Raw genomic sequence first — 9,892 nt, forward strand, 5'->3', positions numbered from 1 at the left:
GCCTCGCGGTGCTGGCGGTCACCCTCGTGCGCCTGCTCCTCATCGACCTGGCGGGGCTGCCGCCGAACCAGCGCATCCTCACCTTCATCCTGCTCGGGGTGATGCTGCTGGCCGTCTCCTTCGTCTACACCCGACTGCGCGGGAACCGGAGCTGAAGCCGCCCCCTCAGCTCCGCATCTCGGCGAACCCGGCCTCGCGCGTCATGTGCCCCACGTAGCCCAGCTCCGCGCGGGCCTTGGCGTCGTTGACGGTGACCTCCTCGCCCATGAGCCGCAGGATGAAGCGTTGCAGGGGCGGCTCGCCTCCCAGGGGCAGCACGCGCCAGGCGGTCTCGGCCACCACGGCGAGGAGACGGGCCACACCGTACGGCAACTCCCCCTCCGGGGCCTTCACGCCGACGGCGCCCAGCATCTGGGTCATGAAGGCGCGGAACTCCACCGGAGGGCCGTCCGAGAGGAAGTAGGCCTGACCCCCTCGCCCCTTCTCGAGGGCGAGCAGGATGCCCTCCACCACGTTGGCCACGTTGCAGGTGGACGTCAGGTGGCGCCCGCCACCAATCCAGCGGAACTGGCCCTTGCGCACGGACTCGAGGATCTGCGGCAGCAAGGAGGTGTCCCCCTTGCCCCAGATGAGGCGCGGGCGGACCACGACGGTGCGCAGCCCGTCCTGGCCGTTGGCGGCGAGCACGCGCTCCTCGGCGAGCCCCTTCGTCAGCGGGTAGAGGCCCAGCGGCTTCTCGGGGCGCGTCCACGTCTCGTCCGCCTGGACGATGGGCTTGCCGCCCACGAACATGGCCTCGGTGCCCACGTGGACGAGCACCTTCACCTTCGCGGCGCGAGCGGCGTCGACGACGCGCTGGGTGCCCTCCACGTTCACCCGGAAGAACTCCTCCCGAGAGCCCCAGGCCTTCACCATGGCGGCGGTGTGGACGACGGCGTCACAGCCCTCCATTCCCCGGCGGAGCGCCTCGGCGTCGTCCAGGTCCCCGCTCACCGGCTCCGCGCCCGCGGTCCGCACCGTCTCGGCCGCCTTGTCCGAGCGCACCAGGGCCCGCACCTCGTCGCCCCGCGCCTTCAACGTCGCGATGAGCCGCCTGCCCACGAAACCGGAACCGCCCGTGACGAACACCCGCATCGAGAACCCCGTGTAGTGACCCTGGGTCATGTAAATAACGACCCCGGGTCAGTTGTCAACGGAGACGAGGCCGGGCGCGGCGCGGGGCCCTCAGAGGCTCACACCGTAGAGGGCGCCGTACTTGGACTTGAGGTAGGCGAGGAAGTCCTTGTCGGTGAGGCCCTGGCCCGTCACCTTGCGCACGAGGTCCTCGGCGGGCTGGCGGTAGCCCTCGGCGTGGACGTGGGTGCGCAGCCACTCGCGCAGGGGCTTGAGCTCGCCGCGGGCAATGCCCTCCTCCAGCGTGGGCATTGCCCGCCTGGCGGCGGCGTAGAGGGAAGCGGCGTAGAGGTTGCCCAGCGCGTACGTGGGGAAGTAGCCGAACTCGCCCCAGGCCCAGTGGATGTCCTGGAGCACGCCCCGCGTGTCGTCCGGGGGGGTGACGCCCAGGTAGCGCCGCATGCGCTCATTCCACGCCGCGGGCAGCTCGCCCAGGGGCAGCTCGTCGCGGATGAGCAGCAGCTCCAGCTCGTAGCGCAGGACGATGTGCAGGTTGTACGTCACCTCGTCCGCCTCCACGCGGATGAGCGAGGGCGTGACGCGGTTGGCGGCGGCGTGGAAGGTGTCCAGGTCCACGCCCGCGAGCGCCTCGGGGAAGGCCTCGCGCAGCGAGGGGAAGTAGTGCGTCCAGAAGGCCCGGCCGCGGCCCACGAGGTTCTCCCACATGCGCGACTGCGACTCATGCAGGCCCATGGAGGGCGCGTTGGCCAGCGGCGTGCGGTGGTGGGCCGGGGAGAAGCCCTGCTCGTACAGGCCGTGCCCGCCCTCGTGCAGCGTGCTGAAGAGGGCCGTGAGCGTGCCCTCCTCCAGGTCCGTGGTGAGGCGCACGTCACTCGGGTGCTGCCCGCTGGAGAAGGGGTGGATGCTCTTGTCCTGCCGCCCCGCCTCCAGGTCGAAGCCCATGTCCCCCAGCAGCCGCAGGGTGAAGCGCCACTGCGCGTCCAGGTCGAAGCGCCGGCCCTGGAAGAGGTCCGCCACCTGGCGCGGCGCCGCCTGGATGGCGCCCACCAGCGGCACGAGGTTGTCGCGCAGCGCGGTGAGCACCGGGGTGAGGCGCGCCACGCGCATGCCGGGCTCGTAGCCCTCGAGCAGTCCGTCATAGCGCTCGCCGCCGTGGCCGTAGGCATCCGCCTGCTCGCGGCGCAGGGACAGCATCCGCTCCAGCGCGGGCTTGAAGGGGGCGAAGCTGTTCTGCTTGCGCGCCTCGCGCCAGGCCATGAGGCCCCGGCTCTGGGCCTCGGCGAGCGCCTGCACCAGCGCCTTGGGCACCTTCACCGCCCGATCGCGCTCGTGGGTGAGCACACGCGCCATGGCCCGCTGGTCGTCCGAGAGCTCCTTGCGCTCGGCGGCCCAGGCGAGCAGCTCGCCCAGCCGCGGGTCGACGAGGCGCTCGTGGTAGATGCCCTGCACGGTGGAGAGCTGGTGGGCGCGGGACTCGGCGGCCTTGGGAGGCAGGTACGTCTCCTGGTCCCACGTGGCCAGCCCGATGAGTCCACCGAGGTCCCGGAGCTCCTGCATCCGGGTGAGCAGTGCGTCGAAGGTCTTGTCCATGGCGGATTCTTTAGTCCGATTCGGCTCGGACTTCCGCAAGCCCCGACGTTCGGCTAATTGCTTCCTCATGGCCACGCAGGTTCAGTTCTTCATGTCTCCCGACGACGAGGTCGCCTTCTTCCGCCACCTGGAGCGCTTCGAGCTGGAGGTGTACCCCCGGCGCGTGCCCCCGGACTGGAAGCCCTTCCGGGCTCGCCAGGAGAACATCCCCCTGCTTCCGGAGGAGGATCTCTACCTGGTGGCCAGCGGCATCGGGCCGGCGATCGTGGACAAGGTGAAGCGGGGCCCGGACAAGGGCTCCTGGCGCGTGGACGAGGTGCGCTCGCCCGTCATCTTCTTCGAGCGCTGCCGGCTGAACGAGGAGGGCGAGCTGCTCAGCGGCCAGATGTGGGCCGAGCTGGAAGTCACCCCCCAGACGGGCCGCAAGGAGGCCGCCTCGGACCAGTTCCTGCGCCTGTTCCGCGAGGTGGAGGAGTACATCAAGAAGACGTTCCGCAAGGGCGACCCCAAGGCCTTCTTCGTGGGCCCCAAGGCGGCGCGCCTGTACAAGGAGGGCAAGCTGGTGCTGCGCGACTCGGCCCACCGCGGCGGCACGGTGGTGCCGCACAAGTAGGCCCGTCCCGAGGGGAGCACGGCCCGCGCGCTACGGCGTGGGCTGGGGCTCGGGCTGCTTGGGCTCGGGCTTCTTGTCGTCCTGCCCCTGCCCGCTGCCACCGAGCCCTGGTAGCAGCGCTTCCACGAGCGGGCGGAGCTGGCGGGCGACGGTGGCATCCTCCGCCCCGCGCTCGGCCATCGCGCCCATCACCGCCGCGAGCGTCTTCGGGTCGGACAGGAGTATCTCGGCCACCTGCTCCTTCCGCGCCTGCACGGCCGCGAGGAAGGCCCGTCGCCCCCTGTCATCATGCGTCGAGGCCTCGACGACCTGGATGATGACCTCGGTGAGGGGCTCGGGGTGGCGGGTCAGGTGACGGGCCATGAGGGCCGCGTACTGGGAGTCATCCAGGCCACTCGCGTTGATGGCGAGGAACTGGTTGAGCGCCGGAGGGTGCCCCAGCAGCAGCTTGAACAGCTCGTTGACGTATTCGGGGTTCTTGTCGAGCACGAGCAGGGTGGCCTCGAACAGCTCCCGGCGCTCGACCTCGTTCTTCAAGGCCTTGTCCATGAAGTACCGCCGGGGCTCGACGCCGGTGCTATGGACGCAACCGATCAGCGGCAGCAGCACCAGGAACCGGCTCCACCTCGCGAGAACCCGCATCGCCCCTCCTTGTCAGGGGGGCGAAGGTGGAGATGGGACCCCGGTCTGACAATGACCTCCGGTCCAATCCGTGACAGGAGCGCCGGAGGATGTTCAGTGTCCGGCGGGCGAAGTGCCCTGGGCAGAAGCGCGGCAGGCGCTCAGTGACCGTTGCCCGCCATCGCCGCGCGGGCATGGAGCTTCTTCAGCACCTCGTTCCGGTCGGTCTCATTCACCAGCTCCTCGAGATCGTTCCGCCCCATGGAGACGACCAGGATGTCGTCCTTGCGGAAGGTGGCCGCATGCGAGTGGAATCCATCCGTAAAGCCACCTACGGCGATGAAGAATCCAAGGTGGCACCGGCCTCCCCGGTTCCCGATCTTGTTCCGGAAAACAACGAGTTCATCCGGGCCGACGGGCTTCGACCAATTTTTGCACTCGACGACGAGGTACTGGGACCGCTCGCGGCTCCAGAACGCATCCGTCGACTCATTGCGGATGACGAGGTCGATTTCCTCGTCCGGACTCTTCCGCCGGGTATCAACGTGCATGAAACCCGGCACGGTCTTGAAGACGAGGACCATCAGGTCCTCCAGCAGCTTTCCCTTGCGGTTGCGGTCCGCCTCGGTCTGCACAGCGCCCCAGAGACTGCGAATCTCCCGCTCGCGCTCTTTGGCATCCAATGTCCCCAGCCTCCGCTCCCTGATGGCTTCTGCCGCGTTCCTCACCTTGAGACGCAGGAGGGTGCGAAGCATCGTGTTTTTCTCGAGGTAATCGTAAGCGCCATCTCGGAAGGCCCGCTCAATCATCGCCGGGTCCGCATAGCCGGTGGCCACGATCACCTTGGCGCCCGTGAACACGATCGTCGAAACGAGGTCGATGCCAGTATCGCCGCCCGCCTCGCCTTTCAACCGCTGGTCGAGCACCACGATGTCCCAGGTCGACTCCTGGAGCTTGGCCACGGCACTCTCGCGATCTCTCGCCCACTCGACCCTGTAGCCCTCGGGAACCAGGATGTCGCGGTACGTCTCGAAGAACGCCTGCTCGTCATCGACCACCAGCACGTTTCCAGGGGTGATCACCGCACACTCCTCTCCGTCAGGGGCAGCCGCATCCGGAATCTAGCGCCACGACCCGGCTTCTCCACGCAAGCGATCTTCCCGCGCATCTCGGACTCGACGACCTCGCGGACCAGCGCGAGACCCTCCCCGGTTCCTCCCGGACGTAGCGAGAAGCCGCGTCGAAAGATGCTCTCGCGATGCTCCGGTGGGACGCCCATCCCGTCGTCGTCCACCGTCAAGAGGACATCCTGCCCTCCGGCATCCAGTTCCAGAAGGAGGGTGGCCCCTCGGGCCTGCGCCTGCTCGGCATTGCGCAACAGGTTGACGAGCGCCAGCACGAAGCGGTCCCGATAACCCAGCACCAGCAAAGGGCTGGAATCCGGTGGGGACGTCACACGAATACCAGGGGGAGCAATCAAACGGATGCTGAGGTGGCCAGTAAACGAGGCCTGCGCATCCAGGATGGCCGGCATGAGATTGAAGGCCTCCGGCGGCCGTGTGGCGAGCTCAGACGTCTTCAAGAGCTCATCCACGAACTTCAGGACGCGCTCGACGCCTGGGTCGATTCGAGGTCGGAACCTCGCGACTTCCGCCTCCACGGAGCCGCCGACCAGGTTCTCGTACAGCGAGTCCAAGGCGAACTTCGCGGGAACGAGCGCGTTCCGGATTTCATGGGCCACCAGCCGGGCCTGTCGGGCCGTGGCCAGAGCGGAGGCATTGAGGCCGAGAGCGGGCGCGGTCTTGCCCCCCCCGCCTTCCAGGGCGGCAATCGCTTCATCCTGACTCAGGGTTGCCGCAAGCACCGAAAAGGGGGTGTCACCTGAACCGACGAGCGCCTTCAGGACCCGCATGCCCGACTCGAGTACCTCATACCCCACTTCCACCTCGGATTCAGACTCGTCCACCAGATGGAGCAGGCCCAAGGCCCTCAGGCGACGCAGCGTGGACCAGGAATGAGGGAAGTCGGTCTGAATCCAGAACTCGGGAGCTCCGAACATTCGCGGTCTGGACAGCAACGCATCCGCCGTTGCACGACTCAGCCGCCAGACATCTCTCGGACCCGTTGATTGAGAGACCTCGACGTTGAGAAGCCAGTGGATCTCGTCACGCCCGGACAAGGAAACGAAAACGCTACCAATCGGAGAGAGTGAGAACCCGTGCTCGGCCTGCCTGACGGCTCGGATTTCGCGGGCATAATCGGGAATGGAGAGCCAGGCATCCGCCATTCGAAGCCCGTTCGACTCCCAGTGCCAGGCCATCTCCACGAGCCGCTTCAGTTCGAGGCTTCGTATTCGGGAGAGCTCGCCCTCCTGAAGCCCCAATCGCGACGCCATCCCCAGCCGCACGTACTTCTCCACCTCGCTACGAGGTGCGCCGTGGAGGAAGCTCTTCTGCAGCAGTTCAGCGAGCGTGTCCGCGAACCTGCCGTCGAGGTCGAACAGCGTCCATTCCTCGAACTCCCGCAGCAGCTTTTCGGACTGCTCGGGTTCGGACCTGCTCGCCTCGAGCTTCTCGAAGAGCTGCACGGTGGTGGCTCGAACCCAAGACCGATCGAGCCTGCCCCTTTCGGGGCCTCCGCCCACGTTCCCGGAATGCCGTATCTGTAGCAGGTACTTCTTCAGCTCGTCGACGAAGCCCAAGACCCTCACCCCGCCCCTCTCCTCGAGGGAGAGGGGGCATCCACGGGTTCAACCTGGGAACGGCCCGCCCCGCCCTCCTCACGAGGATGCGAGGGCGGATGGGTCAACTCAAGAGCCCGTGGCGGCGAGCTGCCGGAGCTGCGGCGCCGCCGAGAGGAACTTCAGCTCGGGGTGCTTCTCCTCGGCGTGCTGCAGGGCCCAGTCGTCGCGGAAGAGCACCAACGGCAGCCCGTCCCGGTCCTGCACCGTCTGCCGGTTGCCTTCCCAGTCGAAGCTCTTCGGGTCGAAGTTCGGCCCCACCACCCAGCGCGCGTGGCTGAAGGGCAGTCGGTCCAGCATGATGCGGGCGCCGTACTCGTGCTCCACGCGGTACTGGAGCACCTCGAATTGCAACGCGCCCACCACGCCCACGATGGGATCCTTCATCCCCATCCCGAGCTGCTGGAAGATCTGCACCGTGCCCTCCTCGGAGAGCTGCTCCAGGCCCTTCTCCATCTGCTTGCGGCGCAGCGGATCCTTCGAGCGCACGATGGCGAAGTACTCGGGGCTGAAGCGCGGCACGCTCTCGAAGAGCAGGTCCTCGCCCTCGCACAGCGTGTCGCCGATGCGGAACATGCCCGGGTCGAAGAGGCCGATGACGTCCCCCGGCCACGCGTCCTCGATGGCGGTGCGCTCGGCGGCGAGGAACTGGCTCGGCTTGGCCAGGCGCACGTCCTTGCCCAGCCGCGAGTGGAAGGCGCTCATCCCCTTGGTGTACCGGCCCGACACCACGCGCATGAACGCGATGCGATCGCGATGCGACGGGTCCATGTTCGCCTGGATCTTGAACACGAAGCCCGCGAACTTCGGGTGCGTGGGCTCGCGCGGCCCGTCCTTCGTCGGACGCGAGGTGGGCGCCGGCGCCAGCTCCAGGAAGTGGTCCAGGAAGGGCCGCACGCCGAAGTTCGTCATGGCGCTGCCGAAGAACATGGGCGTGAGCTGCCCCGTGGCCACCTTCTCCCGGGTGAACTCGTCGCCGCCGATGTCCAGCAGCTCGATCTCCTCCTTGAGCGTGGCCAGCTCGCGCTCGGAGAGCACGCTGAGGATGTCGGGCGCGTCGATGTGCACCGAGCGCTCCTCCACCTCGGACTCGCCATGGCGGCCGGCCGCGGAGAAGACGTGCACCACCTTGGACTGCCGGTCATACACGCCCCGGAACTCGGGCCCCATGCCGATGGGCCAGTTCATCGGGTAGGCGCGGATGCCCAGCACCTGCTCCAGCTCGTCCATGAGCTCCAGCGGGGCGCGGCCCCAGCGGTCGAGCTTGTTGACGAAGGTGAAGATGGGGATGCCGCGCATGCGGCACACCTTGAAGAGCTTCTTGGTCTGCGGCTCGACGCCCTTGGCGGCGTCGATGAGCATCACCGCCGAGTCGGCCGCCGCGAGCGTGCGGTAGGTGTCCTCGGAGAAGTCCTGGTGGCCCGGGGTGTCCAGCAGGTTCACCGCGTGGCCCTTGTAGGGGAACTGGAGCACCGAGGAGGTCACGGAGATGCCGCGCTCCTTCTCCAGCTCCATCCAGTCGCTCGTGGCGTGGCGGCTCGCACGCCGGGCCTTCACGCTGCCGGCCAGGTGGATGGCCCCGCCGTAGAGCAGCAGCTTCTCGGTGAGGGTCGTCTTACCCGCGTCGGGGTGGGAGATGATCGCGAAGGTGCGCCGACGGGCGACTTCCTGGGGGAGCTCGGATGCCATATCAGGAGGCCAACTATCACGGGGCGTGCGTTTTTTCGCGAGGTTCCACGCGCCAGGGTCGTCGCGCCGGAGGGTCACCGGGCGAACGAGCCCTTCCGCCTCCCCTTTCATACTCCGTGTATGTCTCCCCTCCCTCTGAGAGGCTTGGGGCCTTCGCACCCGGGAGCAACCATGCAGCGCACCACCTACTCGACCGGTACCGCCTGGGAGCCCCGCGTGGGCTACTCCCGCGCCGTCCGCGTGGGCCCCTTCCTCTCCGTCTCCGGCACCACCGCCACCGATGCCGCCGGCAACCTGGTGGGCGAGGGAGATGCCTATGCCCAGGCCGTCCAGTCCCTGCGCAACATCCAGGCGGCGCTCGAGGCCATGGGTGCTCGGATGGAGCACGTGGTCCGCACGCGCATGTACGTGACGGACATCTCGCGCTGGGAAGAGGTAGGCCGGGCCCATGGCGAGTTCTTCGGCACCGTCCGGCCCGCCACCTCCATGGTGCAGGTGAGCCGGCTCATCGACCCGGCCATGCTGGTGGAGATCGAAGCCGACGCCATCGTCCCCGAGTGAGCGAGCGCCGGGACGGCCACGGTGGGCCGCCCGGCACTTCGCGCCGCGGCTCAGAAGTCGGCGGTCACGTCACTCGGCACGTCCTCGGGGGCCTCGGGCGAGCCGGGCTCCTGGGTGGTGCTGTCCGTGCCCGGGGCCTGCGCCGGATCGTCCACGTCATTGAGGAAGGCATCCGCCGGGCAGGCCGCGCGCGTGCCCACGATGGAGACCTGGTCGCAGGTGGGGCGCTGGCCCGCCGTGCCCCGGGTGCAGTAGCGCAGCACCTTGAACTTCTCCTGCTCCTGCGCATCCCAGCACGCGCTGCCCAGGTAGAAGCGGTCCGCCGCGACGTCCCCGCCGAACACGACCACGTCCGCCCGGCCGCCCACGCCGCGCTTGAAGCGGAGGGTGCTGACGACGTTCTCCTTGGCCGCGGTGGCCGTCTGCGCCAGGTTCTTCTGGCCCACCACGCGCAGGCGGGTGATGCGCGAGGGCATCAACTTGTAGCCCACGAAGGAGCCGGTGACGGCGTCATGGTTGGCCGGGTTGGGCGTGAAGCCCGCCAGCCGGTAGGCCAGCGCCTTGTCATCCCCGGCGGTGTGGGCGAAGGAGGCCATCAGCTTGCCCTGGCCGGTGCTGCCCGGCACCACCTGCTTGAGGTTGTCCAGGTTCACGCCGAGGGAGCCCCGGCCGCGGTGCGCCTTCTCACCCCGGGCCAGCCGGCCCGCCGCCACCAGCTTGTAGGCCGCCTCGTCCGAGCTGTTCAGCGGCCGGGCCTCCACCTTCCACGCGAAGCGCTTGTCGCCCGTCTTCTTCACCTTCAGCCGCCACGTCGCGTTGGCGCCGGCCTTCGGGCCGTACACCAGCACGTCCCCCGGCTGCGCCTCCCCCACGTCACCGTTGCTCAGTTCCACCACGCGGGTGACCACGTCCCTGAGCGCCGCGTTGAGGGCCTTCACCTGCAG

At 68.4% G+C, this 9,892-nt stretch carries 9 protein-coding genes; 2 read left to right on the plus strand and 7 right to left on the minus strand.

Annotated features, from left to right (window positions below; translation table 11 throughout):
* Window positions 1-165: 165 nt before the first annotated feature.
* Entirely contained in the window at window positions 166-1,164 is a 999-nt protein-coding gene (locus tag VF697_RS02780) for an NAD-dependent epimerase/dehydratase family protein (protein WP_331091908.1), read from the minus strand.
* A 60-nt stretch (window positions 1,165-1,224) separates the two neighbouring features.
* Window positions 1,225-2,724, minus strand: a complete 1,500-nt coding sequence (locus VF697_RS02785) for a carboxypeptidase M32 (protein ID WP_331091909.1) — start codon at window positions 2,722-2,724, stop codon at window positions 1,225-1,227.
* 67 nt (window positions 2,725-2,791) lie between these two features.
* Between VF697_RS02785 and VF697_RS02790 the strand changes: the two genes are divergently transcribed.
* Window positions 2,792-3,337 (plus strand): hypothetical protein, encoded by a 546-nt coding sequence (locus VF697_RS02790; RefSeq protein WP_331091910.1) that lies wholly within the window; start codon window positions 2,792-2,794, stop codon window positions 3,335-3,337.
* Between the two features lie 30 nt (window positions 3,338-3,367).
* Here the strand turns inward: VF697_RS02790 and VF697_RS02795 are convergent, their stop codons facing one another.
* The 4 genes from VF697_RS02795 to VF697_RS02810 all read right to left on the minus strand — a co-directional run bounded on the left by VF697_RS02795 (window position 3,368) and on the right by VF697_RS02810 (window position 8,387).
* On the minus strand, window positions 3,368-3,979 hold the full coding sequence (locus tag VF697_RS02795; RefSeq protein ID WP_331091911.1) for a hypothetical protein: 612 nt from the start codon (window positions 3,977-3,979) through the stop codon (window positions 3,368-3,370).
* A 140-nt stretch (window positions 3,980-4,119) separates the two neighbouring features.
* Entirely contained in the window at window positions 4,120-5,040 is a 921-nt protein-coding gene (locus tag VF697_RS02800) for a response regulator (RefSeq protein ID WP_331091912.1), read from the minus strand.
* Window positions 5,037-6,545, minus strand: coding sequence for a HAMP domain-containing sensor histidine kinase (locus tag VF697_RS02805; protein ID WP_331091913.1), 1,509 nt, complete (start codon window positions 6,543-6,545; stop codon window positions 5,037-5,039). The genes VF697_RS02800 and VF697_RS02805 overlap by 4 nt, the downstream gene beginning before the upstream one ends.
* A gap of 222 nt (window positions 6,546-6,767) precedes the next feature.
* Window positions 6,768-8,387, minus strand: a complete 1,620-nt coding sequence (locus tag VF697_RS02810; RefSeq protein WP_331091914.1) for a peptide chain release factor 3 — start codon at window positions 8,385-8,387, stop codon at window positions 6,768-6,770.
* A gap of 171 nt (window positions 8,388-8,558) precedes the next feature.
* Between VF697_RS02810 and VF697_RS02815 the strand changes: the two genes are divergently transcribed.
* Window positions 8,559-8,948, plus strand: coding sequence for a RidA family protein (locus VF697_RS02815; protein WP_331091915.1), 390 nt, complete (start codon window positions 8,559-8,561; stop codon window positions 8,946-8,948).
* Window positions 8,949-8,998: 50 nt separating this feature from the next.
* On the opposite strand, the gene VF697_RS02820 is transcribed toward VF697_RS02815, so the two are convergent.
* Window positions 8,999-9,892: hypothetical protein (locus tag VF697_RS02820; RefSeq protein WP_331091916.1), on the minus strand; the 894-nt coding region annotated here is incomplete at its 5' end.

This window comes from Archangium sp. (assembly GCF_036388035.1).
Taxonomy (GTDB): domain Bacteria; phylum Myxococcota; class Myxococcia; order Myxococcales; family Myxococcaceae; genus Archangium.

Bases quoted from the DNA above. Each gene is read 5' to 3' on its own strand.
- VF697_RS02815 (WP_331091915.1), top strand. From the start codon at position 8,559: ATGCAGCGCACCACCTACTCGACCGGTACCGCCTGGGAGCCCCGCGTG.
- VF697_RS02780 (WP_331091908.1), bottom strand. From the start codon at position 1,164: ATGACCCAGGGTCACTACACGGGGTTCTCGATGCGGGTGTTCGTCACG.
- VF697_RS02795 (WP_331091911.1), bottom strand. From the start codon at position 3,979: ATGCGGGTTCTCGCGAGGTGGAGCCGGTTCCTGGTGCTGCTGCCGCTG.
- VF697_RS02785 (WP_331091909.1), bottom strand. From the start codon at position 2,724: ATGGACAAGACCTTCGACGCACTGCTCACCCGGATGCAGGAGCTCCGG.
- VF697_RS02810 (WP_331091914.1), bottom strand. From the start codon at position 8,387: ATGGCATCCGAGCTCCCCCAGGAAGTCGCCCGTCGGCGCACCTTCGCG.
- VF697_RS02790 (WP_331091910.1), top strand. From the start codon at position 2,792: ATGGCCACGCAGGTTCAGTTCTTCATGTCTCCCGACGACGAGGTCGCC.